This is a genomic window from Candidatus Thermoplasmatota archaeon, assembly GCA_038884455.1.
GTDB lineage: Archaea > Thermoplasmatota > E2 > DHVEG-1 > DHVEG-1 > JAWABU01.
Genome location: JAWABU010000017.1, coordinates 1 through 25,027, shown reverse-complemented (window position 1 = coordinate 25,027; position 25,027 = coordinate 1). Strand labels below are relative to the sequence as shown.

Genomic DNA, 25,027 nt, shown 5'->3' with positions numbered 1-25,027 from the left:
TTGTAGATATTCAAACCAGCAAATTTTAACTGAAAATAACCTCACAAGCTTCACCAAGAACCATCATCTAAACTACAATACAAAAACACAAAAAAATAAATTGCAGCAAACGCGCAACAAACAGGCAACTCAGCGGAAAGATAACTCAACACCAAAACCATACACTTGTTCTACTGACCTATTTCCCGAACACAATACCTAAAGGATCAATTTTTCTTAACAACCTGAGTTCTCGAGATGATGGCGGCTTAGTAACTCCAACGTTCCCAGGAATCAAAATATCAAAACTACTGTTCTGCTGAATCAGCTCAACACTACTGCCAGGATGCACCGCAAGCAACATCATTTTTTTCGAATCAGAATCAAACCCATACACTCCCAGTTGCGTGATCACTCGATACGGCCCACTCCCCTGCGGCAGACCGTTGTCTTCACGAGCAGTACCACCGGTTAAATACCCTGGTGTTGTGAGAAAATCAAGCTGTCGAACGAATCGATGTCTATCTTGTCGCATGATAATAATAGTTTTGTGACATAACGATCCAACATCATTAGCACCACCACTTCCGGGCAGACGAGCCGTCGGATGATCATACGGTCCAATAACCGTTGTATTCAGGTTTCCGTATTGATCAATCTGTGCTCCTCCAAGAAAACCATAATCAATGTATCCTGCTTGCGCCATCGCCATAGCATCATGCATGCTGGATGCTGCTACCGCATGATAAAACGTTCGTGAATCACCTACAGAGATCGGGAGCACAGGTATCTGTGGGCCGATACCTCCTGCTTCAAAAAATAACAAGAGATGAGGGGCGTGCATTTTCTGAGCAAGCATAGCTGCAACCATAGGAAGTCCTGTTCCGACAAACACTGATTTGTTATCCTCAAGTAGTCGAGCAGCGACACAGGCAAGTAGCTCGGTCGCAGAATAGTTTTCAGCGGCTGCTTTTTCATTTTTTGCTTTCAACCATGGTGCCTGCATCGGTTCTTTCATCTGTTCAATACGTTGCAACAATGCTAGTCTTTCTCTCCCGCCAACTTTTTTCAGATACTCCTGAAACGTATCAACACCGAAAACATACTGTTCGAGGTAGCGTTGAACACCATCATCAGTTTTTGAACAGTGTAACCATTCACCGATATGTGCCTCATCAAAGAAATACTGATACGGCATCTGACATGGATGAGCACCAAACGGTTCCTGTACCACCGCGTCAACCAGATAGAACGGAATGACGGTCTGCCATGGTTTCTGCCGTATTTTCTTTGTATCAACTAGTTGTTCCGTGGTAATAATCAATCGTCGTGATGCACGCGCAAGCTCATAATCTTCAACTGAAATACCATCGATCTGTGCATTCCCATAGATATCACATCGTGGTACATGGATGAAACATACGTCAGGATAACATGCTGGAACAAGGCAAATAGGTTTCCCACTCCAGGGGTCATGCATGATCTGGGATGAGCTTGTATTGAATGTATCTGTTCCCAACATCACCCGTGTTGGCATAAAAGGAACTCCCATCATCGCTGCAAGAAAACGCCATTGATACGCTGCATTGCTAATTTCACCAACAACAGTACATCTCCCAGATTCAACCGATCGTCTCGATGCCGGTGAAAGACCCCGAAGCTCATGCCCAAACGCGTATGCTACTTCAACATGGTTCACACAGCCAGCTCCAACAAGAATATCGAGATCGTGAACTGCAGTTTTACCGGCCATTACCAAGTTCTGCTTTCTTTGCCGAATAATCTCATAAACAATACTCATTGAAACTCGAACATGACCAAAACCACCTGATGCAATCAAGCAACCGTCTGAAACAAATTTTTGTACTGCTTCTCGTGCAGTCATTGTTTTATCAGACATCACCCGTGATTTATGTTGGAGTATCCACGCCCTATTTTCGTCAGGATCATGCCAACCAACGAGCATTCCAGATCCTTTTTTTGAACATGGTATATCCTGAGGTGGTTCAATCTGCATACAGTACTCATCCCCTAACAACATCAGTATCATGATTGATATAACACATAAGTATGAATCAGATTACGCTACAAAAAAGCTTCTATAAAAAAAACTCACAAGATAGGGGGAAAATAAGATGAACAAAAATGATTCGTTCGTCTTATTTTCAAGTATATTTATGCCAATGCTCTGTATTAATAGATTATTGGAGGATTTTCGAATATTTGGAAGATTTTCGAACAGATACGAAACAAAATACCATGCCTCGATATTGAGAGAATTTTTATTTGGTGATTCCTTCCTGTTTTTTTGGTTCTTCTTTTTTCTCCTGCGACGATGCGCTCGTAGTATCGGTAGAGGTTGAAGATTCGCCAGACTTTTTGATTTGTTCCTTGATATCTTTAATTTTTGACTGTGGTGTAGGATCAACGAGTTTAATCGGTTCAAACGGCTCTGCATTCAAACTTTTCTCAGCTTTTTCAAGCTCCTCTTGAAGTCGATATATTTTTTCATGAATTTCAGCACGAGCATGCGCCTCTTTGTAGGTACATCCCCTGGTCTCCATCAATGCTAATTCATATTTTTCATGTTCAAGGATTTCTTCACGACGTTTCTCATCAACATAGACATCTTCGCGAATCCAAATCTCATGCACTGGTATCTGATAACGAAGATGCTCTGGCAGTTCATTTTGAGGGACTAAACCATGCAGCGCGATATACTCACCCATAATCTGCTTTGATTTTACCTTCACCGTAAAAGGAATCGTTGCTTTTCCCCGTCCATAGGGATCATATCGGTGAAATCTGCCGTCCTTTTTTGGTTTATTATCTCCTTTCCCTCGAACCATCCACAAACCCTCAGCAGAGAAACCATGAGCTTGATAAAATTCAATAACCGGGTTTTTATAGGCAACCCCAACACCGACAAAAAGAATATCTCGGTTATCCATTTCTTGGAGAAGTTTTGTTAATAAACGCCGTCCGATTCCAAGATGCCGATAATTTGGATGAACACAAAACTGATCAATAAAACCCATTTTTTCAACAGCGTATATCTGATCATCATCCCGTTCGCCGACATGACTGGTGATCATCCCAATAACTTTGCCTTTTTTCTCTGCGACTAAGAAGAAGTGATTCTCATCTTTCAGTGCCTTTCGTTGATCAGCGAGTATGACCTCTCTACATTTTTCTTTAGATTTTAAAGCATCAAGAGTTTCATTATACGCAATATGCTCAAGAGATGAAATCCAGTACAGTTCAAAAAAATCTTCTAAATCTTTTTCTTCACCGTTTCGGATAATGACCTCATCTTGCTCCATAGCTCTCCCATCCGTAACCATAAATCCCAAATATGAATCAAAAGAGATGTATATATAATTCATTACAAACCAAACGTTTGAAACTTTGTACAAGAAAAGCTACGGACCTGTCGGGATTCGAACCCGAGTCAGAGGCTCCGGAGGCCTCTGTGATATCCAAGCTACACTACAGGTCCAACGCAGACGAAAATGAACAAGGCCCTAAAAAAGCTACTGGAAAAAATGAAAAGAAGTGCGATGTGGGTTGTTGTTCTAGGTATTATTTTTTACTTTTAAACTCAGTATAACCACATTTCCCACAGCTCGTTCGATCTTTATGTTCAGCGAGGAAAACACCGTCACCACACTTAGGGCAGTTTTTCCGCTGACGGACGATTTTATCGCCTTCAACTTTGTATATCTCTCGTTTCATCATGTCGCATCACGTTTTCTTATTGTGGTTTTTCTGCTGCAGGTTTTTTTTCAGCAGGCTTTCCTTCACTACCTTCTGTTTTAACTTCTTTCTTTCGTTTCTTTTTACCAGGTAGTGCATTTCTCTTGAGGATATAATCTGATTCAGCAGCTTTTATCTCATCGACGGTTTGATAAATCTTAGCATAACCTTTTGTCCGCTGTATGCCAAAATCTGAATCCATGTGATCAATAACTACTTGTTCTTTTTTGACACTGAGTTTTTCAGCCAGTTCTCCTCGGATAAGGTCACGTTTTGGTGTTGCTTCTCCTTTGTGAGAAATTACGAAAACCACTTCAGTTCGATTCATAAGCGGATTAACATTTTTTGATTGAATCTCGATTTCCATAGGCATCACGCATTATCTTTAACACGTCTTCTACTTTCTTTTTATTTATCTTTGATGGTGTTACTATTAGAACCCCCTTATTCGGCAATCCATATATTATAGTTACGTCTCGAGGGGCAAGGTAGATTGCTGCAAGCGACGCAAGATCCTCTTCCCCATCAACTTCAATCAGGAGGGGTTTACCTGTTTTCATAGTGAGATAAAAAGAATCAATAGCATTCCAGAGTTCTTCGGTGATCATTCCTGCTGGATTTTTAACTTTGATATGATTGTTTGTAAAGGTTTGAATCTTCATTTTCATCGCTGCAGGATATGGTTGTCGTTCAAGGATAAAATCGACAATCGCAAGACACGGCTGAATATCGTATGATAATACGGTATAGGTTACTTTATCACCAATTGAAACAAGATATGGCGTGTTTTTGACTCGTGAAATTAAGGTTGGTTCATCAACAAGACAGCCGATGGGTTCTTTGAGTTTGTCTCGGAGAGCATCAGGTAAAAAATACATTTTTACCGAACCTTAAGCGCGTATTTCCCAGGTTTACTAATATTCATCTTTTTCGCAATCTGAGAATGTTCAGGATCACGAATAATAACATACCCGGTCCATCGATTAACTGTGGTATCTGCACAGTTTGGACAACGTTCTTTTTCCGTCAGTAAATGACAACTTTTACAGGCATTCATCGTTTTCATAGCTTATTCCTTCTTTTGTTCAGGCTTTTTTTCATCTTGTTTTTTTTCGTCAGTCCGTCGTTTTTTACCGTCTTTTTGTGTATCCTTTTTTTTATCATCAGGCTCATACAACCATTCGTGAGCACCAAGAGCTGGTTGACGCATGGTTAAACCGATCTTACTTTCACGAGCAGAGAGTTCATTCAAGCTTAATGCAACGATACGTGCACGGATTGGGTCTCCAAGTTTTAACACACGTTTATGCTCTTTGCCGCTTATCCGTCCGCTCTCGGTATCAACATCAACATAATCATTCATGATTTGACTCATATGAATTAAGGCATCGAGTGGACCAATGTGACAAAATGCTCCAAATTCCACGATTTCGCAGACAATACCATCAACAATTTCATGCAGCATCGGGTTAAAGGTTAATGCTTCAAATGAGATTTTTTGAAACATCCCTCCATCACCATGGATGACAATGCCATCTCCGATAATATCGATGTTATCAACAACAACAATGAGACCACAGTCTCGACGAACCGAACCTTCGAAGGTTTTTCTCACAATTTCTTTGATTACTTCGTCGAGATCTTCCCCAAAACGTTCAGGAGGAACTCGAACAGTGTCTTCTAATCGAACTAAACTATACATACTCTAATCACTCTTTTAATTCTCGGGTAAAGTTCGACTTGGAATAGACTTATCACTTAAATGCTTTTTGAATATCATACAAATCCCCTGGAATCATCTTTTCCAAAGAAGAAATGGTATTTTGGCACCATAGATACTGCCCTCTGCGTGTTCATGATACCTCAAGGGAGAAGGTTTATAAAACATTCGCTATTCCACTTGTTGTACATACAGATATCAACACTGAATAAAAAATACTAACGTGTATCAAAATAAGGAGAAAGAATCATGGTTGAATTTAAAGTTGTTGTAAATGATCCAGAACATGGAAAATCATACACCATTCCGGTTAGTGGTCACCATGCAAATTCATTACTTGGAAAAAAAATCAATGATGAAGTCGATGGTATCTTTGTATCCTTGCCAGGATATAAACTCCAAATAACTGGTGGCACCGACAAAACCGGGTTCCCCATGCGAGCTGATCTACCAGGAACCATCAGACGACGCATACTTCTCAGTAGAAGCACAGGATACAAACCAAAAGAACGAGGAAAACGACAAAAAAAATCAGTCCGTGGAAACACCATTAACCAAGATGTTGTTCAAATCAATATGAAAGTAATTAAAGCCAGTGCAAAACCAATCGAAGAATTGATTAAAGGAGAAAACAAAGACGAAGGGACAAAAAAAGAGGAGGCTAAATGAGTTTTCCGAAAGCACCAGAAATCAATATCGGCATGATCGGTCATGTAGATCATGGAAAAACCACACTCACCCAGCGACTTACCGGAAAATGGACTGATGAACATTCTGAAGAAATCAAACGAGGAATCTCAATTCGACTGGGATATGCAGATGCTGCATTTTATAAATGTCCAACCTGTGAAGAACCACAATGTTACACCGTAAAAAAAACCTGTGACCATTGCAAATCACCATGCGAGCTGCTCAGAGTTGTCTCATTTGTCGATGCACCTGGTCATGAAACTCTCATGGCAACGATGCTTTCTGGTGCTGCAATCATGGATGGAGCAATTCTTGTTATCGCTGCAAATGAGGACTGCCCCCAACCACAAACCCGAGAACATCTCACCGCACTTGAAATCGCAGGAATCAAAAAAATTGTTATCGTCCAAAATAAAATTGATTTAGTCTCAAATGAAACTGCGCTGAAACATTACGAACAAATCAAAAAATTTATCAAAGGAACCATCGCAGAAGATGCACCGATAGTACCGGTAAGTGCACATCATGATATCAATATTGATGTCTTATTAAAATTACTTGAAGAAAAAATCCCAACACCTGAAAGAGACAGCACAAAACCACCACTGATGTATATTGCTCGAAGTTTTGATATTAATAAACCTGGAACACGACCACAGGAACTCAAAGGAGGTGTCATTGGAGGATCACTCATGCAAGGCGTCTTGCACAAAGGTGATGAAATCCAAATAGCTCCAGGACGACGAACAGAATCTGAAGGACGTGCGATTATTGAACCCATTACGACAAAAGTAGTATCACTTATGACTGGAGGAAAAATCGTTGATACAGCAAATCCTGGAGGACTTCTTGCTATTGGAACTGAACTTGACCCGGCGCAGGTTAAATCAGATTCATTTGCCGGAAAAATCGTTGGAAAAATAGGACAACTCCCACCAGTAGTCGATACATTTGATATTACGATCCATCTATTAAAACGCGTTGTCGGAACCATCGATGAAAAAAATGTCGAACCATTAAAAACAAACGAGCCGCTCATGCTTACGGTCGGAACTGCAACAACCGTCGGTATCATCCAAGAACTTCGAGAAACAAAAATACGAGTCAAACTCAAATTAGCAGTCTGCGCACAGCAAAACCAACGAATTGCCATCAGCAGACGCATTGATGGAAAATGGCATCTTATTGGATACGGGGAGATAACATACGCAAAATCGTGATTCTTGACAGCAGTGCAATACTGATGTTTTTTGAGTTTTCGCTAGCCTGGGAAAAAGAACTCGATCGATTGCTTGGTGCATATAGCATCGTTGTGCCTGCAGCAGTACTCTATGAGCTTGAAAACCTCAGAGAATGCAAAGAAGGAATGCAAAAACAAAGAGTATGTGCAGCATTGAAACTTATTGAAAAATACGAGAAAATCATTGTTGACACGATGGCTGCTGATGAAGCAGTATTAAAAATAGCTCAACATACAGAAAATAGCGTGGTTCTGACCAATGATACTGAACTTCGAAAACGACTTACCGCATGTAAGATTCCTGTGATATTTCTCCGAGGACGCAAAAAACTAGCAATGACCTAAAAAAAGATATACGTTACAAAAGTTATTATAAACCTGTTTTGATTCAGCTTCCCAAATACTGTCGGGGTGGCTCAGCCTGGTCAGAGCGCCTGACTCATAAGCACAAGCTCAAAAGGTTCGAACAAACAATTTTGAGTGCGCTAAGACATCTGGAGGTCGCGGGTTCAACTCCCGCCCCCGACATTTTTCCCTGACATTTTTTATAAACCATAATCTTTTAAATCAGCAGTTTATATCCTGTTTGTGATGGGAGTATGGCACCTGAGCATACCTTAGAAGAAATACGGAAAAAAGCACATAGTGTGAACTGCGCATTATTTGAAGAAGGATACTCACCTCGGGAAATTGAAATACTTGGATATTATCTCCATAGAATTGCAGCTAGTTATCTAAGCTATTTTACCCATAAAGAATATGATCGAACGTTGAATGACGACAGTGTATTTGACGAATCAGCAAAAGAGGAATACAAGCATCTCTAGGTACACTATACGCTTTCGAGAGAGTTACAAAGCAATATAAAAATTTTTTAATTTTTATATAAATATGGTAATTGTTGTACAACAAGACTTTATAAGCATAAAACTGACAGCATATATTGTATGATAGTTATTGGACTCCTTTCAACAGAAGAAGAAGCAAACGAACTTCAATTCATCGCAAAAGTCTGCACCGTGAACGACCGAATCCGTTTTCTCGTCAAATACGACCGGCTAAAACAAGCTGTCAAAAACCAAGAATAAAAAACCGTCGTAAACTACAAAACCCTGCACTTGTTTCCGACGTGCAATGGTTGTCGTTCTCATCGCATCTACAGAAGACCCTGCAGGGCTCAATATTAAAAACAATCTGTTGGAGCAAGCTACATGGAATGCAATCACTGTTTTTAATGATCAGCCAGTTTATCAACATGCAGACATGCATGACATATATCTTGTTACCATATCTGGAAGAACCATCAGGCAGGAAAACATCGATCAAACACTCAAAGAAAAACTGAATGTCGCCCCAACACAAATTATTTTTATTACACGACATCGAGCAAAAACCGGTGAACCAACCCTCACGACCCATCCTGTCGGAAACTACGCAACAGCAGATTATGGCGGAACACCGCAAACACTGGTACCAGCCTCACCACGCCTTATGACCCAGCTGTTACGACTCATCAAAAAAAATAAAGATCAAACCACACTTCCTCATCAAGTTTGCTATGAAGTCACCCATCATGGTCCCTATCTTCAAACACCAACCCTCTTTACCGAGGTTGGAAGTACTGAAACAGAATGGCACCACAAAGAACCAGGAGCCATCATTGCACAATCGCTACTTGAACTATTCTCATCGTATCATACTGAAGCAGATATGTCACAAGATATCCCTGTTCTCATCGGCATAGGCGGAGGACATTATGCACCCAGATTCACTGAGATTATTTTTGAAAAAAACGTTGCCTTTGGCCATATGATCCCATCCTACCATCTGAAGGGAGACGAAAGCGACTATCTCTTATTTGATTTAGCATTGCAAGCAACACCGAATGTATGCGGTGTATATCTTCATAGAAAATCTTTAAAAAAAGCACAAATCCGACTATATAAGAAATGGTGCGAAGATCAAGGAATCAAGGTTTTCTCAAGTAACGAATTACCGCTGCTGCATGAGTAACATTTTTTTCGCAAGAATGTGCGCCTGACGCAGTGGTTCAGGATAATTATACGTGCTCAGTTGTTTCACCAGAGAAACACACGTTGATAATGAGACCCGATGACCTGGAGAGACAATGACTGGTTTTGACGCCTGAGCCGAAAGAACGAGTTCTGTACACGCTGGTCTTCTTTCCAAGGTCACCTCATTCTTCTCAATATCAAAAGAATATCGCTTTTTTGCCACACCAACACTCGGGACATTAAACAGAACGCCGACATGGGATGCTAATCCGCAGCCTCTAGGATGGACAACACCGTTACCGTCAAAGAGAAAAACCGATGGTTTCGTCTTTATTTTTTTCAGTAACGCTTCGATTACCGGAAGCTCACGATACGCAAGATACGATGGAATATACGGGAAAAACGTTTGTTGAAACACAGTTGCTGTTTCGAGAATTTCCGCTGTTGGATACTCCATAAGAACATATGCACCGCACGCAACATCAAATGCCTGTTGTGGATACGCTACATCAATGCCAGCAACAGTGGATATTTCAGAAAAGTCATCATCGAGTACTACTCTTTGTGCAAGTTTTCTCTGAGCAGCCTGACATTGCTGCAGGGGATACTCGGTTTTAAAATCATCAAAAAAAACATGGTTAAAATCAACGATTCTCCCTTTGGCCACACTGATGCCTTCTGCAGTAAGTCGACGAATCTTATCCGGCATCCCCCTGCCAAAACCACCAAGACGACCATCTGCATGGACAATCTTAAAACACGGCATCGTATCAGGATCAGGATTCTGATGCATCATATACCCAACAGCACGGGATGCAATCCTGTCGCCAAGAGCACAAGCAATAGCACCATACGTTGATAATTTCCCAAAGGGAATTTGTCTGACTAAATTATAGGTATACTGAAAAAGATTCATAAAGCAATAATAGCTTTGCCAGATTAATAAAAGTGTTCATGGTACAAACAAAAAAAACTTACTGTTGATCATATGAATACCATTAAATTTCTTGGAACTGCAGGTGCACGGTTCGTCGTTACAAAACAACTCAGAGCTTCAGGAGGACTCTGGTTGTCGGTAGATGGCACAAATATCTTAATTGATCCTGGTCCTGGTTGTCTTGTCCACTGTCTCACAAGTAAACCAAAACTCAACCCTATGGATCTCGACGGCATAGTACTTTCTCATCGTCATCTAGACCATTCTAATGATATGAACATTATGATTGAAGCGATGACCAACGGAGGTTATACTAAGAAAGGAGTGGTTTTTGTCCCTTCAGATGCAGTCGATGACGATCCTGTAGTTTTTCGCTGTTTTCGTAATCAAGTGCAACGATTTGAAATCTTACACGAAAAAGGAATCTACCGTGTTGGAACGGTAACCTTTGAAACACCAGTTCGCCATCAGCATGGCGTTGAAACATACGGATTTAATTTTCAAACAAAGAAGGGCATACTTTCCTTGATTACTGACACGGCGTATTTCAATGATCTCGAAACGTATTACCCTGGAGATATCCTGATTGTCAATGTTGTGCTTTCTGAGAGCAAAAAAGAAATACAACATCTCTCACTTGCTGATGCTGAGAGAATACTTACACGCAATAAACCAAAACTTGGGATCCTGACACATTTCGGTATGAGCATCACCCGGGGAAAACCCTGGGAGATTGCTGAAACCTTATCGAAAAAACTCAACATACCTATCATTGCTGCTCGCGATGGCATGGAACTTGCTATTGAAAAATATCTTGAAAACGATACGTTCTAAGAGCTGAAGTATACCACACATAACTATTTATATAATAAATATCGTTTCTTTCTTCTCAGCCACCTGCAGGGAGGAATACGATACTATGGAGAAACGATTATTAAAAAAAGGTATCATACTTCTGTGCATTGCATTTATATTTTCAACAGTAAGCCCTGTGGGACGAAGCGTTCATATAATCGAACAAACTCCACCAAGAGTCAACCCAACAACGCTGTATGTGGGCGGAACAGGTCCTGGAAATTATAGCAGTATTAACGACGCGATAGTTGCAGCAGCAATCGGCGATACTGTGTTTGTCTTTGATGATTCCTCGCCGTATTTTGAATGTGTTGTTATTCCTATACGAATTAATCTTATAGGCGAGAACAAACAAACAACGGTTATAGATGGAAGTTACACTGGTGATGTTGTCACTATTCGATCATCAGGAGTAAATATCTCTGGTTTTACCATCACTCATGGAACAACCGGTATTTCTGTGAAAAACCGCATGACAAATGTAACGATTTCAAACAATATCATCACAGAAAACACTGGTGCTGGAATCAACTTTTCAGATTTCTGCGAACATAACATTCTATCGGAAAATATCATCACAAAGAATCGTAATGGAACGATTTTTTCAGCAGGATCATATAACACGATTTATGGCAACACCTTTGCGTATAACACAGAACTTGGTCTGGGACTTATTATGTGGTGTAATGAAAATACAATCTCACAGAATAATTTTATTCGAAATAAAATCAACTCATTTTTCTTCCTCTCCGCATTAAATACGTGGAGTCGAAATTATTGGAACAGGCCACGCATCTTGCCCAAGCCTATCTTTGGCTTGATGATCGTTCTTCCCTGGTTGAATTTTGATCTTCGACCATTACTTCGCCCATATCAAATCCACGAATAACTGAAAAAAATTCTTGAACTGAGAGTATATTCAAAGTAACAATAAAACGAGTATGATCCATGACGAATGCTCGATTCATTTTGAAACGGTATTACGACATTTTGGAAAACGATACACCGGCATATTTTTTCCAGACGAAAAATATACCTGTATGTTTTTCGAAATCTGAATCAACAAAAAGCCTTTGGAAAAAGCATGAGAGAGCTTTTACTCAGAGACCAACAACGTTTTCTCATCAGCAGACCTTGCTTGACCTTAAAATCGAACTCGCATCACGCATTTTTATGAAATGTATCTTTTGCGAGCATCGATGTCTGGTTGATCGTACAAAAACAGCAGGATTTTGTGGTGTGCGACACACCGCTATTGCATCTGAGTTTCTCCATTACGGAGAAGAGCCAGATTTAATTCCATCATATACGATTTTTTTCTCAGGTTGTACGTTTCGATGTGTATTTTGCCAAAACTATGATATCAGCCAGCAGATCTGTGGTACTATACTCGAACCACAAAAACTTGCTGAACGTATCTCATTGCGGTATCACCAAAACGCAAAAAATGTGAATTGGGTCGGAGGTGAACCAACATCACATCTTCCCTATATACTATCGGTTCTGAAATATACGACAACAAATATTCCCATGATTTGGAATTCAAACATGTATTGTTCTCGGGAAACCATGAAACTTCTTCAAGGAATTGTCGATGTCTATCTCACTGATTTTAAATATGGAAATAATAGGTGTGCAGAGCGATTATCACAAAGTACAACGTATCTTCGCATGGTGAAACGAAATCATCGAATCGCCTACCATCAGGGTGAGGTAATTGTCCGCCATCTGATCCTGCCATCTCACGTTCAGTGTTGTTCAAAGCAGATTCTCCGGTGGATTGCAAACAATATTCCTCAGTGTATGGTCAATATCATGGATCAATATCGCCCCTGTTACCAGGCATCAAACTATCCAGATATCGCACGACCGATATCTTCAAAAGAATACACTCATGTAACTTTGCTTGCTGAACAACTCGGTCTTCATTGTTATTAAGACAATCGGTTAAAACGAAGATAAACAATGATACCGATGCTCAGAATACCGATGATAATGACAACGAGAAACCAATATGGAAATTCAGATGAATTTTTTATGAGTATGGTTTGTTGGGTTGAATGATAGCCTGCTTTAAAAGCGACAATTGTTTTTACCTGATCTGAATCAACCGCAGGCGCTGTGAGAACAACCGTACCAAATGCATCTGTTGTAAAAACAGTATCAAGAAAGCGGATTTGGGCAGCACTGACTGGCAAACCTGCTGCATCTTTGACGATGATTTGAAATTGTTCATGTTCAAGAACCACAGGGATGACTAAGATAACAAGATCATGCGCAGTATCACCATAACTCGTTGTTGTGTTGATGATTTCAACAGAAATTGATGCAGGAAGATACCCTGCTTTTTCTGCATAGATAGTATACACCGTATTTTGTACAACAGCAGGTGCTATGAAAGAAACAATTCCATTTGCATCTGATTTTTGTTTTTTCTGATTGAAGGTTACAAGGACATCTGTCACCGGTTGACTGTTGCTATCGAGAAGTATGACTGAAAAAACTGTGGATTCATGAATCGTTGAGGTAACCCGTATTTGAAGTCCATCCTCTGCTTGTATTCGATTTCTGACTGTGATACTTCCTTGTACAAAATTGTATCCTTGCATGATACCATAGATATAGATTTCATGATCGGCATAGACCGAAGGAGTTACAAGGATAGCCATGCCTTGTGCATCGGTTGTAGATTCAAGGAGATTTCCATCACGCCAAAGTGAAACACCGGAAACACCTCGAGAAAACGCATCGGTGATTTGAACAGTAACTGTATCACCTTCGATTACTTCAGATGGAAACAGGGTCATGATCAGATCATGTTCTAACGTACGTTCAAAAAGAGTAAGGTTAATGGTCTGGACACCCTGAAGTGTTCGGTATCCCTGTTTTCGAACAGAAACAGAAAAAAAATCAGTATGATGGAATATCGGGGCATTGATCAGAGCATAACCATCTTGATTGGTGTATACTGTCTGAAGGTGAATTCCTTCATAAGAGACGTTCACCTCTGCATGATCAATTCCACCTGTTAATCCAACAACATGAACAGGAATGCTGTGCTGCCCTGGTTCTACAATCATAGGAATGATGATCTGCATGAACTGAAGACCTTGGTTCGTATTTTTTATGGTGACCATCTGTGTTCGTGATGAAAAACCTGTTTTATTAACTGACAAACCCATCGAGGTTGTCACGAGAACATCAGGTGCTGTAAAAACAACTTGACCATGGGTATTTGTGGTTTGAACAGTATTATGAAACCAGACAGACGCATCTGATACCGGGGTTCCCTGATTGGTAATAGTAACTGTAAATGATTCAAGCTCATTAGGTGAATTTGTTGAGAGATGAATGTCAAGAATGTTTGTTCGATTTCGAACAAGTATCGAATGGTATGCATAGATTGATCCAGCGACACTTGCTGTAACGACAAACCATGAAGAATCTGTGGACACTGCAGGAGTTGTAAAAAGAACCTCGCCAGTTGTACTATTGGAATAACGAATTTGTAAACCATCCCCGAAGACAACCCGTGCTTGAACAGGAGTTCCATCAAGCGTCACGGTAAAGGTAACCTGTGATTGTTCAAAAACCTCCGTCGGTCCGGAGATAATCAGAACTGGTTCAGCAGAGCAATAGTGATGATTTGCAAGAGGAGGGAAAATACTGATCATAATACTCAATATGACTAGACGATGCAAGCGAAACGATTTTTTTCTCAGAACTCTAGAATACCTCATGGGATCCTCAAACCACAACGTTGAATAGACAAGGTAGTACATGAACCCTATGTTACTCAAAGGATAGAAGGCATCATCGTTTAAAATTCCATTGGCTGTCAGAAAAATACTCTTTTTTAAATTTCTCTGCTAACGTTTTTTCTTCAGGTGTAAGATGCTGCTCCTCGAAAAGAACAGAAAACTCGGTCTCAAAACCGTGTTTCATCGCTTGAGCGACTTGTTCAAAGGTACGTATTCTGCCGAGAACATGATGAACCGACGTTACCCGTTGTTTAACATCACTGATCAGTTTATCTTTGATTTTCTCACTGGGAACTTTTAACAACGAAAACATTTTTTCAACATCAACATCCAGAAGAATTGTCCCATGCTGCAAAACAACACCAAATTTTCTCGTCTGTGCATTCCCTGAGATTTTTTTACCATCGACAAGGATGTCGTTAATTGGTGCATACGTCGCCGTAATGCCAAGCATGTTCAATCCTTTAATGATCGCACCACAGATACGTCCATAGCTCTCCAAAATGTTTTTTGACATTTGTGGATGCGTCTCAGAAATGACAATACTGTACGTCAATTCCTGATCATGAAATACAGCACCCCCGCCCGTAACCCGGCGGACATAGTCAACACCGTATCTTCTACAGGAATCAAGATCAACTTCTTCAGTTAAACCCTGGAAATAACCAATTGATATCGCTGGTGGTTTCCATCCGTAGAAACGAACTGTGGGTGGAACCAAACCTTTACTATGTGCTACAAGAATCGCCTGATCAACAGCCATGTTCATCGCTGCAGGCATATATCCTGTTTGTACCAACCGCCAATGTTCCCTCATGGTGCACACATCAAAATTCCTTTGGTTAATTCATCAGCGGATAAACCGATGAATTGAATATTATGTTTTTGCACGACAGATCGTATCGTGTTAAAAACATGATCCTGTGTAAAGAAAGTTTTCTGTAATGCTTGTTCGAGTAGTTCAATTGCTTCTTCAGGATACGCGAAAAAATCACCGGTGATTTTAATGTTCTCAATGCAATTATCATTTTTATTATATGTTAAGAAAATTTTGAGTAATTTCCCATTTGGTACTTTATACACGGAATGCATCTGTATGTCGCTCATGCAACAAAAGAAACAGAATACCTATTTTATAACCTTTCTTTTGAATCTAACGCAGAGATAAGGCTTGTGACGCGTGATACGAGCTTCGAACTAACGGACCTGATTCAACATGTTGAAAACCAAGTGCCCGAGCAGCTTGTTTGAAGTTTTCAAATTCATGAGGAGTATAATATCGTACAACAGCAGCATGGTTTTTTGTTGGTTGTAAATACTGCCCAATGGTTAAAAAATCAACCTGAACTGCATGTAAATCATGTAACGTGGCATGTATCTGATTATTCGTTTCTCCAAGACCAACCATAAATCCTGATTTTGTCTTCATGTTTGGATTGATCTTTTTTATCATTTCTAATACTTTTAAACTTCGACGATAATCCCCCTGAGGACGAATCGTTGGAAACAATGCCTCAACAACCTCAATGTTATGATTAATTACATCAGGTTGTGCCAAAACTACACTTCGAAGCGCATCATCGTTACCCTGAAAATCAGGAATGAGAACTTCAACAGCACAGGCAGGGTTACGTTTTTTTATTTCACCGATTGTTTGTGAAAAGAACTGTGCACCTCCATCAGACAAATCATCTCGAGTAACCGACGTTACAACCACGTAGTTTAAACCTAAGGTTCGAACACTATTTGCAACATCATGTGGTTCATTAGGATTTAACGGTAACGGGTTACCATGTTTGACATGACAGTATAAACAATGTCGAGTGCAGACATCACCCATGATGAGAAAAACAGCGGTACCACAGCCAAAACATTCAGCAATATTTGGACATTTTGCTTCTTCACAAATAGTATGCAGTTTTGCCTGTCGAAGCAATGCTTTCATGGAATGATATTTTTCACCACTTCCAAGCCGTACCTTCAACCAGTCAGGATGCCGTCGCATATCTTTAAACACCCATAGTTACTCTCAGTAAATCGCGCATGCCTGGCGAAAAACCAAGGATAAGAATCCCTATTTTCAACAGATGTACAAGATGTTGATGATTCCGTAACTCTTCCTTGTATGCTATATCAAAAAGATAAATGACGACGACGATCAAACAGAATTTCACAATCGGAAACAACGGTGGCCAGATCTCAAGGAGAAAATTCGAAGCAGGATGTTTTTCTTCATATGCAAGCAAACCCATCCCTAAAGGATCATAAATACTGATATAACTAGTCCATCCATCAATGAGATGCCCGATGATCATTGCAAGATTCAATGGTTGTCGATATGGAGCAGACCATGATTTTTGCTTATACAACACACTAACAAGATATACAATACTTGTAACACTCGCAACCAACACAAAAATAAGAATAAAAACATCGAAACGAACACCTGCAGTATGACTCCAATTTTCACCAATGATCCAAAGACCAACCAGATATAACGAGGGGAGGAAAAAAAGCATTCCTCCTGAAAAAACCATGGTGTTGACCGTGATTTTCCGTTTTTTATATACATGATATATCAAAGGTACAAATGCACTCAGTGAAAGAAACAAAAATAACCCAGGATGTAAAATGACTTTTCCATACGTACAACCCAACGTCCATAGAACACTATAAAAAATGTTGACAAACAGCACGATAAAGATCACATCAGTGATACTTCTGATATGATGGTAGTTATCAGCATTTTTCTGTAGATACCAACCTATACAAACAAAACTTAACGCATAGCCCGCAATCTGAAAATAAATGAGCGGGGAGATAAACCAAAAAACGAATGGTTCAGTAAAGTACTCAGCATCCTCTAAAACTCGAGTAACAGGACCGAAAAGTATATACGGCATCAACGCAAGACAAAAACGCCAATCAATCCGGATGTCAAGTTTTCTCAACAGTTTATAAATTCCATAGAGGGCAACAATCAGAATAATTCCATAGGTAATCTCAGAAATCAACGTATAACCCTCGTAAGCGGTAACTCCATGATAGGTCACTGGATACCCTGCTGCATCAGATACAACTGGCCCCCAGTAATATTTCCAAATCCACTGGTCATAAAAAATCTGTGGGGCTAAAAAACAGCCACCAAGAACAACCAATGCGCTTAGTACAATCAGGATAAAACTGATCATTAAAAGATGTTTCTTGATATACTCTTTAAATCCCATACGAATAGCAGAGGGGTTTAAGACAAAAAGAATATATTAAACCAACGGTTTACTTCCTTGTGCGGTTCCTATGGATAAATTTACAAAATTTAAGACCATGATATTTCCAAGAGAAGTGATAGTTGGGCATAACACAACCGACCAGATTAAAGGATTATGTGGACGCTTAACCACCGGAAAACGTATCGCCATCGTTGTCGATAAAAATACAAAAAAAATCTCAGGGGATCGGATTGCAAAAATTCTCAGTAACGCAGAGTACCAGGTGCAGATGATTACGATTCCTTCACCGATCATTCAAAAAGACATACCTATTGCCTGGCCAGGTGAACGAGAAGTCAATTATGTTCTTCGAAGCGTACAACAAAACTATGAACCGGATCTCCTTCTTGGAGTTGGAGGGGGATCAGTAATTGATGTTACAAAACTTGTTGCCTATGAACTGAACAAGATGTATATCAGTGTGCCGACATCAGCAGCCCATGATGGGATGGCATCACCCCGAGCATCATTAAAAGATCGGAAAGGATCAATATCAAAAGATGCTGTATCACCGATTGCTGTTCTTGCGGATACCGCGGTTATCGCACGAGCGCCGTATCGAATGCTGGCCTCAGGATGCGCTGACGTTATCGCAAATATCTCAGCAGTGAAAGACTGGGAGCTTGCACATCGGTTAAAAAATGAGGAGTTTAGCACATTTGCAGCAACCTTATCACTCACTGCGTCAAAACTCCTTATTGATAAAGCCGAAGATATCAGATCAGGTCTCGGAGAAGCAGTTTGGCAGGCGGTAAAATCCATGATTGTCTCAGGAGTTGCCATGAGTGTTGCAGGAAATACACGACCAGCATCAGGTGCTGAACATATGTTTTCCCATATGCTTGATCGGATCGCACCAGGAAAAGCACTCCATGGAGAACAATGCGGGGTTGGTGCCATTATGATGATGTATCTCCATGGGGAAGACTGGCAAGAGGTACGTGAGGCACTCAGAATCATTGGTGCACCAACAAATGCCAAAGAACTCGGCATTCCGAAGAAAAAAATCATTGAAGCACTCCTCCATGCTCAGGAGATACGACCAGAACGATATACTATTCTTGGTGAACACGGACTCACGCTTGAAGCGGCAAAACGACTTGCGAAAATTACGAACGTTATCTGATACAAAAACGTTTGATTTTTCTCTAATGACAACAGACATTATATATAAGACCTGTTGATCCGTTAAAACCATCGATGGTTCCTTGAGGGTCAGCTACGAGCATCTGCCATTGATCAAGATTCTGCTGTTGCGGATAGTTTGCATTTGTGAGATGAGCGATTCCAACGCAAATAATTGATGATCCAGTAACACCACAATTCCATACTTCACCGATGATTCTGACAGATTCGTTGGTTTTGAGATGAATACCTGTATATACTACAAAATAAGTATGATGCGCTTGTGCATTGAATCTCTGTCCTTCAGTTTGATTTAGTATCCTTATGGCACACGTAAATGTTTGTTCAAGATTTTGTTTTGTTTTGATAAATAATTGCTCTTCATTGGCCAAGAGCAGGGTTTTTACGGTGGTAATGGTTAGTAGTGCTGGAAAACGACCGTGAACCTCATAGGTAACACTCACCCATTGTTCAAAACCAAAAAGTTGCAGCCCGGTATTCTGCAGTCCTGTATTTTCATACCATCCATCAACCAAAAACTGGTTTGGAATATACGATCGTACACGTTGTAAACACCCGGAACAAGCCAGAATACAAATGATAAAAACCACAAGAATCAACCACAATTTGTGCTGAGAACGTACAGACACCATACAAAAACAACGTATTGAATCTTAGTTTCACTACTTTAACCTAACGCTAGTGAAAAAAGAAAAACAAAAAAAGAATTTAAAATCAGAGTCCTGCTTCATGACGGAGAAGCTGTGCTTTATCGGTTTTTTCCCATTTAAAATCAGGATCATCCCGTCCGAAATGGCCATACGCTGCTGTTTTTTTGTAAATCGGACGGCGCAGGTCAAGCGTTTGAATGATATCAGCTGGTTTTATCGGGAAAAATTCTCGAATAAACTCCTCGATTTTTTCAAGGGGTATCTTATTGGTTCCAAAACAATCGATATTGATTGAAACCGGCTCAGCAACACCAATAGCATATGCGAGTTGTAATTCACATTTCTCAGCAATTCCTGAAGCTACAATATTCTTTGCGATGTAGCGGGCAGCATAGGCAGCACTTCGATCAACCTTTGTTGGATCTTTTCCTGAAAAAGCACCGCCACCATGCCGTCCAACGCCTCCATAGGTGTCAACAATGATTTTCCGACCGGTCACACCTGCATCAGCGTACGGTCCTCCTCGGATAAAAGCACCGGTTGGATTAACATGGAAAATAGTATCTTTATCAATCCAGTCTTTACAAACAGGGGTTATAATTTTTTCAATGACATCATTTCGGATCCGTTCATATTTTACACCAGGGTCATGCTGGGTTGAAACAACAATGGTATCGGCTCTCAAAGGTTTTCCTTTTTCATCATATTGAATCGAAACCTGGGATTTTCCGTCAGGTCGAAGATAACTAATGCCACCGTTTTTTCGTACATCTGATAATCTTTTGGTAAGTTTATGAGCAAGCGCGATAGGCAACGGCATGAGTTCTTTGGTGTCAGTGCATGCGTAGCCATACATCATCCCTTGATCTCCAGCACCTTGTTCTTTATGAAGCCCTTTTCCCTCGGTAACTCCTTGAGAGATATCTGGGCTTTGCTCTGTGATTTGTACCCAAACTGAGCAGGTTTCCCATTCGATACCATACTCTGATTTGGTGTATCCGATTCCTTTGATGGTATCACGGACGACATGGGGGATATCGATATAGGCATTGGTGGTCATTTCTCCAAAAACCATGACTCCACCGTTTTTTGTCCCAGTTTCAATTGCAACCCGTGATTGTGGATCTTGACGGAGTGCCTCATCAAGGATTGCATCTGAGATAAGATCACACATTTTATCTGGATGGCCTTCGGTTACTGATTCTGAGCTTATGACGATTTTTCTTTTTTTCATAAAACGTTCTCACCCAAAAATACTCGATTGTTAGAAGATTGACATTCACAGCGTACTTATTAATGTTATGACAAAAAAAGAGAAAAGGTATTGTTTTTACCCTATTTTTCTGGTTGTCCACAAATCTTCAGTTAAGGTATTGTAAATGTCTTCATCTGAGACGTTTTTGATTTGCTTTTTATCGATGATGAGATCAGGTTTCCGTGCGGTATCTTTTGAATATCGAAGTATCGTATCTTTTTTGAGACGCCAGTAATGGGTTCGCCATTCGCGGCCATCATACAGGGTTGTTTCTTCACGTTCAGTGGTCAACATACCTTCCTCTTCAAGGATGTAGAAGAGCTGTCGATCTTCTGGGTCGAGGACGTTATCAATGACACGGTCATCAAACCCAAAGATATCCATTACAAAACCTGCATCTCGTCGTGCTTCTTCAATATCGATGCCGACGCGGTTTGCTATAGCTTTCGATAGATCATCAAGCGTTACAATTGTCATAGAACTCATTCCTTCCATTCTTTTTCTGTGAAGTATACTTTGAAAATTTTTGCGCCTATAGTATGTGTATGAACTTATTTATATACTTTTTGTTGCTGATCAGTGAAAACGGACCACAATCACCGGAACTAATCATATTTTTTGGAGATGTATCGAACTACGGTTCAATAATGAGGTTAGAAAAAAAAAGAGGAGTTGCTACATTCTCTTTTATCTGTTGGTTTTATGGTTTCTTTGGTTTGTCTCTTTTTATGAGCATCCCCTGTTTTTTCACCGTTTGGATACTCCATTATGTAATTTTGATTTACATGTGAACTAAAAATTTAAATATTTAAACTACATATGGATTATTATGCGGAAGGAGACTATCCTTGAGATCCTCTCAGATTGGAACCTTTGGGCAAAACAAATCGACACCGGCATCCAACGAGAACAGTATAGAAACGAACTCCAGTCGCTCCTGGAAAACACCGATCAGATCATCTGCATCACAGGAGTACGACGATGCGGAAAATCCACGCTCATCAAACAAGTTGCACACAAACTCAGTGAACAGAAAGGGAAAAACAATACCCTCATCGTCAACTTTGAAGATGAACGATTCACAGATCGAACACTTCAAACCCTCCGAGACATTTACGACTGCTACCAGGAAAAAGTTCAACCTACTGAAAAAAAACCTCTTCTCTTCTTAGACGAAATACAAAACGTCTCAGAATGGGAACGTTTTGTCAGAGGCATGCACGAACGAAAAGAAGCGTCACTGCTTGTCTCCGGCTCCTCATCAAAACTTCTCAGCGCCGAACTCGCTACCCTCCTCACCGGAAGACATATCATCTTCACGTTGTATCCACTCTCATTTAAGGAGTTCCTGTTTTTCAACAACATATCAATACGATCAGAACTTGATGTGGTAACGAGCAGAAGTGACATTAAAAAATTACTGACAGAATACCTTGGTAACGGTGGATTCCCAGAGGTTGTTCTCTCGACAGAGAAAAAACGCATTCTTCTCAGCTATTTTGACACGATCATCACCCGTGACATCATCGAACGATTCCGCATACGAGAGCGGGAGAAAATACGTTCACTTGCAAAATTCTACCTCACGAATATGTCATCCTCGGTTACATTCAACAAGGTCGCTCAATTCCTCTCACTCCCCTTAACCACCGTTGAACGGTTCTCCAGTTACCTTGAAAGTGCATATCTTCTCTTTTTTATCAAACGGTATTCTCCCTCTTTTAAAGAACAAGAAAAAGCACCGCGAAAGGTATACGCTATCGACAGCGGACTTTCCAATGCAATTGGTTTCCGCTTTATAGAAAATCAGGGGAGACTCATGGAAAATGTTGTTGCTGTGGAGTTAAAACGACGACAAACAATGAATAGTGCATTGGAAGTGTTTTATTGGAAGGATTATCAACAACGAGAAGTAGATTTTATTCTAAAAGAAGGAACGAAAATACGTCAACTGATACAAGTGACCGCGACTATCGAGAATATGAACACAAAAGAACGAGAGGTACGAAGTCTATTGAAAGCCATGGATGAATTTTCTCTTGAAGAAGGACTGATACTTACTGATGATTTCGATGGTGAAGAACAGATCAATGGAAAGAAGATTAGGTATAAACCCTTATGGAAATGGCTCTTAGAATAAAAAAATGAAGAAAAAAAGAGGAGTTGCCGCATCCTCTTTTATCTGTTAGTTTTATGGTTTCTTTGGTTTATCTCCTTCTTTCGGTGCCCCCTCCTTCGGTGTCTTTTCAACGTACAGCCGACCAGTTTTGAACAGGACGACTACGATGAGGAGAATCACGATGATGACGACAATCAGAATGATCAGCCAAAGCGGGAATCCCACAGGCTCAGATGGTTTTGCTGGTGCGTTTATGGTATAGGTTGCTGTATCGGTACGTCGGTGTCCATCAGCATCTTGAACCGTGAGACTGAGTGTGTACGGTCCATTGCTGAGATCATATGTTGGCTCGAAGGTAAAAACCTTATTGTCGACTGTCTTGAACATGTGTCGTACGTCAAGGTTGTTCAGTGTTGCACTTACGATGGTAACAGCTTCGCTGTACGTAATCGTAATCATTGGTCTGCGGATGTCAAATTCGTATCCATCAGGTGGGTTGAAACTGCTGTCAAACGTGGTTCCCGCAGGTGGATTAAACGTTGGAGGGAGAATGTTGTACCCGTAGATGATCTTGTACGTAGTATCTGGGTCGTCAAGGATGTAGATTCTGCCGTTCTGCCGCCAGATCATATCTGAAGAAATGACTCGACCATCAGCAGTTTTCACGATGAGTGTATAATCTGGGTATTGATCAGGTGGGTACTGATCGGTGATGTCGATGTACACCCAGTCGGTTTTCTCAATATTTACTATGACCGTAATCGTCTCCTTTGTTGTATCAACAATGGTTTCTTGCGCGGTTCCTTGCTGGTAGGTGACCGGTGTGATCGTGTTTGCAGCGGTATCCCAGAAGAACTCTGGTTTGTTATCCTTGTTGGTTGATACCAGCATTATAACATGACCATCTAGTATAGTGTCTTGTACCTCCGTTAGTACACCGTTCGGATCAACCAGGGTGTCGACACGACCATCACCATTAGTGTCTCGAGCGTAGAAGGATAGTACTAACGAGACACCAAATCTGGTGTTGATCTCGTTCATTGCTGTCGTTGATACCGTGATACGGACCTCTGAAGGACCTGATGGTGGAGGTGAATCGCCGCCACCTGATGATGCTGAAGTTGTGGCAGATGCGCTTGCACTCTCGATTGACCACAGGAGATTTGAGTTGTCCCAACTCCAAGCTCTATAATAATAGGTAGTACTCGATGATAGACCTGTATCAGAGTAGGATGATCCGGTACCATTGTAAACATTGGTTCCATCTGAAATACTCGTCGGATAACTCCCAGTCTTCCGTTGAATCCTCGTATGGCTCGCACCAGTTCCCTTGGTCCAAGCTAGGTTGATCTGAGTAGAACTAACTGTTGTAGCAGTGAAACTTGTTGGAGCAGCAGGAACAATAGTATAATTTTCAGAATAGATGGATGTTAGTTCTTTGCTTGTATTAATCATTAGCTTATATAGACCTACAGTTGTTGGGTTTGTTATACCTTTAGTGATGTTTATCCACACTCGACCATTATTTGATATATTCACAGGAACAATGATCGCGAGGGTTAAATTATTGTTTGACATGGTGAAATTGGTTTTAATAAACCGGGTTGTCGCTCCATTTGATACAGTGCCATTAAG

28 protein-coding genes and 2 tRNA genes are annotated in these 25,027 nt (G+C 40.5%); 12 read left to right on the top strand and 18 right to left on the bottom strand.

The window, feature by feature from the left end; genetic code table 11:
• Nucleotides 1-178: 178 nt before the first annotated feature.
• The 8 genes from QXL17_04245 to QXL17_04210 form a co-directional block, all read right to left on the bottom strand.
• On the bottom strand, nucleotides 179-1,996 hold the full coding sequence (locus tag QXL17_04245; GenBank protein MEM4258345.1) for a CoA-transferase: 1,818 nt from the start codon (nucleotides 1,994-1,996) through the stop codon (nucleotides 179-181).
• A 265-nt stretch (nucleotides 1,997-2,261) separates the two neighbouring features.
• A complete protein-coding gene (locus QXL17_04240; GenBank protein MEM4258344.1) occupies nucleotides 2,262-3,302 on the bottom strand; it encodes a GNAT family N-acetyltransferase in 1,041 nt (346 codons plus the stop codon).
• 102 nt (nucleotides 3,303-3,404) lie between these two features.
• Nucleotides 3,405-3,478, bottom strand: a tRNA-Arg gene (locus QXL17_04235).
• Nucleotides 3,479-3,561: 83 nt separating this feature from the next.
• Entirely contained in the window at nucleotides 3,562-3,717 is a 156-nt protein-coding gene (locus tag QXL17_04230; protein MEM4258343.1) for a 30S ribosomal protein S27ae, read from the bottom strand.
• A 16-nt stretch (nucleotides 3,718-3,733) separates the two neighbouring features.
• Nucleotides 3,734-4,102 carry a 30S ribosomal protein S24e gene (gene rps24e / locus QXL17_04225; GenBank protein ID MEM4258342.1) on the bottom strand — a complete coding sequence of 123 codons (369 nt, stop codon included), beginning with the start codon at nucleotides 4,100-4,102 and terminating at the stop codon, nucleotides 3,734-3,736.
• On the bottom strand, nucleotides 4,071-4,613 hold the full coding sequence (locus QXL17_04220) for a DUF359 domain-containing protein (GenBank protein ID MEM4258341.1): 543 nt from the start codon (nucleotides 4,611-4,613) through the stop codon (nucleotides 4,071-4,073). The genes rps24e and QXL17_04220 overlap by 32 nt, the downstream gene beginning before the upstream one ends.
• A gap of 2 nt (nucleotides 4,614-4,615) precedes the next feature.
• A complete protein-coding gene (gene spt4, locus QXL17_04215) occupies nucleotides 4,616-4,801 on the bottom strand; it encodes a transcription elongation factor subunit Spt4 (GenBank protein MEM4258340.1) in 186 nt (61 codons plus the stop codon).
• 3 nt (nucleotides 4,802-4,804) lie between these two features.
• Nucleotides 4,805-5,437, bottom strand: a complete 633-nt coding sequence (locus QXL17_04210; protein MEM4258339.1) for a DNA-directed RNA polymerase — start codon at nucleotides 5,435-5,437, stop codon at nucleotides 4,805-4,807.
• Nucleotides 5,438-5,704: 267 nt separating this feature from the next.
• On the opposite strand from QXL17_04210, the gene QXL17_04205 reads away from it, so the two are divergent.
• From QXL17_04205 to QXL17_04175, 7 genes are all read left to right on the top strand, one after another.
• Nucleotides 5,705-6,124 (top strand): 30S ribosomal protein S6e, encoded by a 420-nt coding sequence (locus QXL17_04205; protein MEM4258338.1) that lies wholly within the window; start codon nucleotides 5,705-5,707, stop codon nucleotides 6,122-6,124.
• Nucleotides 6,121-7,365: a translation initiation factor IF-2 subunit gamma gene (locus tag QXL17_04200; protein ID MEM4258337.1), complete on the top strand. Its 1,245-nt coding sequence runs from the start codon at nucleotides 6,121-6,123 to the stop codon at nucleotides 7,363-7,365. The genes QXL17_04205 and QXL17_04200 overlap by 4 nt, the downstream gene beginning before the upstream one ends.
• Nucleotides 7,320-7,730 (top strand): hypothetical protein, encoded by a 411-nt coding sequence (locus tag QXL17_04195; GenBank protein ID MEM4258336.1) that lies wholly within the window; start codon nucleotides 7,320-7,322, stop codon nucleotides 7,728-7,730. Before QXL17_04200 ends, QXL17_04195 begins: the two co-directional genes overlap by 46 nt.
• Nucleotides 7,731-7,790: 60 nt before the next feature.
• Nucleotides 7,791-7,913: transfer RNA gene (locus QXL17_04190), tRNA-Met, on the top strand.
• Nucleotides 7,914-7,984: 71 nt separating this feature from the next.
• A complete protein-coding gene (locus QXL17_04185) occupies nucleotides 7,985-8,212 on the top strand; it encodes a hypothetical protein (GenBank protein ID MEM4258335.1) in 228 nt (75 codons plus the stop codon).
• A 120-nt stretch (nucleotides 8,213-8,332) separates the two neighbouring features.
• A complete protein-coding gene (locus QXL17_04180) occupies nucleotides 8,333-8,473 on the top strand; it encodes a hypothetical protein (GenBank protein ID MEM4258334.1) in 141 nt (46 codons plus the stop codon).
• Between the two features lie 46 nt (nucleotides 8,474-8,519).
• Entirely contained in the window at nucleotides 8,520-9,398 is an 879-nt protein-coding gene (locus QXL17_04175; protein ID MEM4258333.1) for a D-aminoacyl-tRNA deacylase, read from the top strand.
• On the opposite strand, the gene QXL17_04170 is transcribed toward QXL17_04175, so the two are convergent.
• Nucleotides 9,378-10,316 (bottom strand): endonuclease V, encoded by a 939-nt coding sequence (locus QXL17_04170; protein ID MEM4258332.1) that lies wholly within the window; start codon nucleotides 10,314-10,316, stop codon nucleotides 9,378-9,380. The two genes, QXL17_04175 and QXL17_04170, sit on opposite strands and share 21 nt — an antisense overlap.
• Before the next feature lie 72 nt (nucleotides 10,317-10,388).
• Between QXL17_04170 and QXL17_04165 the strand changes: the two genes are divergently transcribed.
• From QXL17_04165 to QXL17_04155, 3 genes are all read left to right on the top strand, one after another.
• A complete protein-coding gene (locus QXL17_04165) occupies nucleotides 10,389-11,171 on the top strand; it encodes an MBL fold metallo-hydrolase (protein ID MEM4258331.1) in 783 nt (260 codons plus the stop codon).
• Nucleotides 11,172-11,256: 85 nt separating this feature from the next.
• Nucleotides 11,257-12,081: a NosD domain-containing protein gene (locus tag QXL17_04160; GenBank protein ID MEM4258330.1), complete on the top strand. Its 825-nt coding sequence runs from the start codon at nucleotides 11,257-11,259 to the stop codon at nucleotides 12,079-12,081.
• A gap of 59 nt (nucleotides 12,082-12,140) precedes the next feature.
• The gene (locus tag QXL17_04155) at nucleotides 12,141-13,130 is read left to right on the top strand and encodes a radical SAM protein (protein MEM4258329.1); all 990 of its coding nucleotides are present in this window, start codon (nucleotides 12,141-12,143) and stop codon (nucleotides 13,128-13,130) included.
• Here QXL17_04155 and QXL17_04150 read toward each other — a convergent pair.
• The 5 genes from QXL17_04150 to QXL17_04130 all read right to left on the bottom strand — a co-directional run bounded on the left by QXL17_04150 (nucleotide 13,127) and on the right by QXL17_04130 (nucleotide 18,180).
• On the bottom strand, nucleotides 13,127-14,866 hold the full coding sequence (locus QXL17_04150; protein MEM4258328.1) for a hypothetical protein: 1,740 nt from the start codon (nucleotides 14,864-14,866) through the stop codon (nucleotides 13,127-13,129). The genes QXL17_04155 and QXL17_04150 overlap by 4 nt on opposite strands.
• Before the next feature lie 139 nt (nucleotides 14,867-15,005).
• The gene (locus QXL17_04145; GenBank protein ID MEM4258327.1) at nucleotides 15,006-15,770 is read right to left on the bottom strand and encodes a biotin/lipoate A/B protein ligase family protein; all 765 of its coding nucleotides are present in this window, start codon (nucleotides 15,768-15,770) and stop codon (nucleotides 15,006-15,008) included.
• A complete protein-coding gene (locus QXL17_04140; GenBank protein ID MEM4258326.1) occupies nucleotides 15,767-16,045 on the bottom strand; it encodes a lipoate protein ligase C-terminal domain-containing protein in 279 nt (92 codons plus the stop codon). Before QXL17_04140 ends, QXL17_04145 begins: the two co-directional genes overlap by 4 nt.
• Nucleotides 16,046-16,106: 61 nt before the next feature.
• The gene (gene lipA / locus QXL17_04135; GenBank protein MEM4258325.1) at nucleotides 16,107-16,958 is read right to left on the bottom strand and encodes a lipoyl synthase; all 852 of its coding nucleotides are present in this window, start codon (nucleotides 16,956-16,958) and stop codon (nucleotides 16,107-16,109) included.
• A gap of 4 nt (nucleotides 16,959-16,962) precedes the next feature.
• Nucleotides 16,963-18,180, bottom strand: a complete 1,218-nt coding sequence (locus QXL17_04130) for a DUF63 family protein (protein ID MEM4258324.1) — start codon at nucleotides 18,178-18,180, stop codon at nucleotides 16,963-16,965.
• 70 nt (nucleotides 18,181-18,250) lie between these two features.
• Between QXL17_04130 and QXL17_04125 the strand changes: the two genes are divergently transcribed.
• Nucleotides 18,251-19,348: an NAD(P)-dependent glycerol-1-phosphate dehydrogenase gene (locus tag QXL17_04125; GenBank protein MEM4258323.1), complete on the top strand. Its 1,098-nt coding sequence runs from the start codon at nucleotides 18,251-18,253 to the stop codon at nucleotides 19,346-19,348.
• 22 nt (nucleotides 19,349-19,370) lie between these two features.
• Here QXL17_04125 and QXL17_04120 read toward each other — a convergent pair whose 3' ends face one another.
• The 3 genes from QXL17_04120 to QXL17_04110 form a co-directional block, all read right to left on the bottom strand.
• Nucleotides 19,371-20,000: a hypothetical protein gene (locus QXL17_04120; GenBank protein ID MEM4258322.1), complete on the bottom strand. Its 630-nt coding sequence runs from the start codon at nucleotides 19,998-20,000 to the stop codon at nucleotides 19,371-19,373.
• Nucleotides 20,001-20,082: 82 nt separating this feature from the next.
• Nucleotides 20,083-21,252, bottom strand: a complete 1,170-nt coding sequence (metK, locus tag QXL17_04115; GenBank protein ID MEM4258321.1) for a methionine adenosyltransferase — start codon at nucleotides 21,250-21,252, stop codon at nucleotides 20,083-20,085.
• Between the two features lie 96 nt (nucleotides 21,253-21,348).
• Nucleotides 21,349-21,750: a DUF6015 family protein gene (locus tag QXL17_04110; GenBank protein MEM4258320.1), complete on the bottom strand. Its 402-nt coding sequence runs from the start codon at nucleotides 21,748-21,750 to the stop codon at nucleotides 21,349-21,351.
• A gap of 352 nt (nucleotides 21,751-22,102) precedes the next feature.
• Between QXL17_04110 and QXL17_04105 the strand changes: the two genes are divergently transcribed.
• Complete coding sequence (locus QXL17_04105; GenBank protein MEM4258319.1) at nucleotides 22,103-23,413, top strand: ATP-binding protein; 1,311 nt, start codon at nucleotides 22,103-22,105, stop codon at nucleotides 23,411-23,413.
• Nucleotides 23,414-23,464: 51 nt separating this feature from the next.
• Here QXL17_04105 and QXL17_04100 read toward each other — a convergent pair.
• Nucleotides 23,465-25,027, bottom strand: a 1,563-nt coding sequence (locus tag QXL17_04100) for a hypothetical protein (protein ID MEM4258318.1), incomplete at its 5' end; no start/stop codon positions are given.

What these genes read in the sequence shown, in the direction of transcription:
- QXL17_04170 (MEM4258332.1), bottom strand. Translation starts at nt 10,316, where the DNA reads ATGAATCTTTTTCAGTATACCTATAATTTAGTCAGACAAATTCCCTTT.
- QXL17_04195 (MEM4258336.1), top strand. Translation starts at nt 7,320, where the DNA reads ATGGCATCTTATTGGATACGGGGAGATAACATACGCAAAATCGTGATT.
- QXL17_04175 (MEM4258333.1), top strand. Translation starts at nt 8,520, where the DNA reads ATGGTTGTCGTTCTCATCGCATCTACAGAAGACCCTGCAGGGCTCAAT.
- QXL17_04155 (MEM4258329.1), top strand. Translation starts at nt 12,141, where the DNA reads ATGACGAATGCTCGATTCATTTTGAAACGGTATTACGACATTTTGGAA.
- QXL17_04110 (MEM4258320.1), bottom strand. Translation starts at nt 21,750, where the DNA reads ATGACAATTGTAACGCTTGATGATCTATCGAAAGCTATAGCAAACCGC.
- rps24e (MEM4258342.1), bottom strand. Translation starts at nt 4,102, where the DNA reads ATGGAAATCGAGATTCAATCAAAAAATGTTAATCCGCTTATGAATCGA.
- QXL17_04180 (MEM4258334.1), top strand. Translation starts at nt 8,333, where the DNA reads ATGATAGTTATTGGACTCCTTTCAACAGAAGAAGAAGCAAACGAACTT.
- lipA (MEM4258325.1), bottom strand. Translation starts at nt 16,958, where the DNA reads ATGCGACGGCATCCTGACTGGTTGAAGGTACGGCTTGGAAGTGGTGAA.
- QXL17_04240 (MEM4258344.1), bottom strand. Translation starts at nt 3,302, where the DNA reads ATGGAGCAAGATGAGGTCATTATCCGAAACGGTGAAGAAAAAGATTTA.
- QXL17_04130 (MEM4258324.1), bottom strand. Translation starts at nt 18,180, where the DNA reads ATGGGATTTAAAGAGTATATCAAGAAACATCTTTTAATGATCAGTTTT.
- QXL17_04160 (MEM4258330.1), top strand. Translation starts at nt 11,257, where the DNA reads ATGGAGAAACGATTATTAAAAAAAGGTATCATACTTCTGTGCATTGCA.
- QXL17_04150 (MEM4258328.1), bottom strand. Translation starts at nt 14,866, where the DNA reads ATGATCAGTATTTTCCCTCCTCTTGCAAATCATCACTATTGCTCTGCT.
- spt4 (MEM4258340.1), bottom strand. Translation starts at nt 4,801, where the DNA reads ATGAAAACGATGAATGCCTGTAAAAGTTGTCATTTACTGACGGAAAAA.
- QXL17_04185 (MEM4258335.1), top strand. Translation starts at nt 7,985, where the DNA reads ATGGCACCTGAGCATACCTTAGAAGAAATACGGAAAAAAGCACATAGT.
- QXL17_04245 (MEM4258345.1), bottom strand. Translation starts at nt 1,996, where the DNA reads ATGCAGATTGAACCACCTCAGGATATACCATGTTCAAAAAAAGGATCT.
- QXL17_04205 (MEM4258338.1), top strand. Translation starts at nt 5,705, where the DNA reads ATGGTTGAATTTAAAGTTGTTGTAAATGATCCAGAACATGGAAAATCA.
- QXL17_04120 (MEM4258322.1), bottom strand. Translation starts at nt 20,000, where the DNA reads ATGGTGTCTGTACGTTCTCAGCACAAATTGTGGTTGATTCTTGTGGTT.
- QXL17_04165 (MEM4258331.1), top strand. Translation starts at nt 10,389, where the DNA reads ATGAATACCATTAAATTTCTTGGAACTGCAGGTGCACGGTTCGTCGTT.
- QXL17_04105 (MEM4258319.1), top strand. Translation starts at nt 22,103, where the DNA reads ATGCGGAAGGAGACTATCCTTGAGATCCTCTCAGATTGGAACCTTTGG.
- QXL17_04210 (MEM4258339.1), bottom strand. Translation starts at nt 5,437, where the DNA reads ATGTATAGTTTAGTTCGATTAGAAGACACTGTTCGAGTTCCTCCTGAA.
- QXL17_04145 (MEM4258327.1), bottom strand. Translation starts at nt 15,770, where the DNA reads ATGAGGGAACATTGGCGGTTGGTACAAACAGGATATATGCCTGCAGCG.
- metK (MEM4258321.1), bottom strand. Translation starts at nt 21,252, where the DNA reads ATGAAAAAAAGAAAAATCGTCATAAGCTCAGAATCAGTAACCGAAGGC.
- QXL17_04220 (MEM4258341.1), bottom strand. Translation starts at nt 4,613, where the DNA reads ATGTATTTTTTACCTGATGCTCTCCGAGACAAACTCAAAGAACCCATC.
- QXL17_04125 (MEM4258323.1), top strand. Translation starts at nt 18,251, where the DNA reads ATGGATAAATTTACAAAATTTAAGACCATGATATTTCCAAGAGAAGTG.
- QXL17_04200 (MEM4258337.1), top strand. Translation starts at nt 6,121, where the DNA reads ATGAGTTTTCCGAAAGCACCAGAAATCAATATCGGCATGATCGGTCAT.
- QXL17_04140 (MEM4258326.1), bottom strand. Translation starts at nt 16,045, where the DNA reads ATGCATTCCGTGTATAAAGTACCAAATGGGAAATTACTCAAAATTTTC.
- QXL17_04230 (MEM4258343.1), bottom strand. Translation starts at nt 3,717, where the DNA reads ATGATGAAACGAGAGATATACAAAGTTGAAGGCGATAAAATCGTCCGT.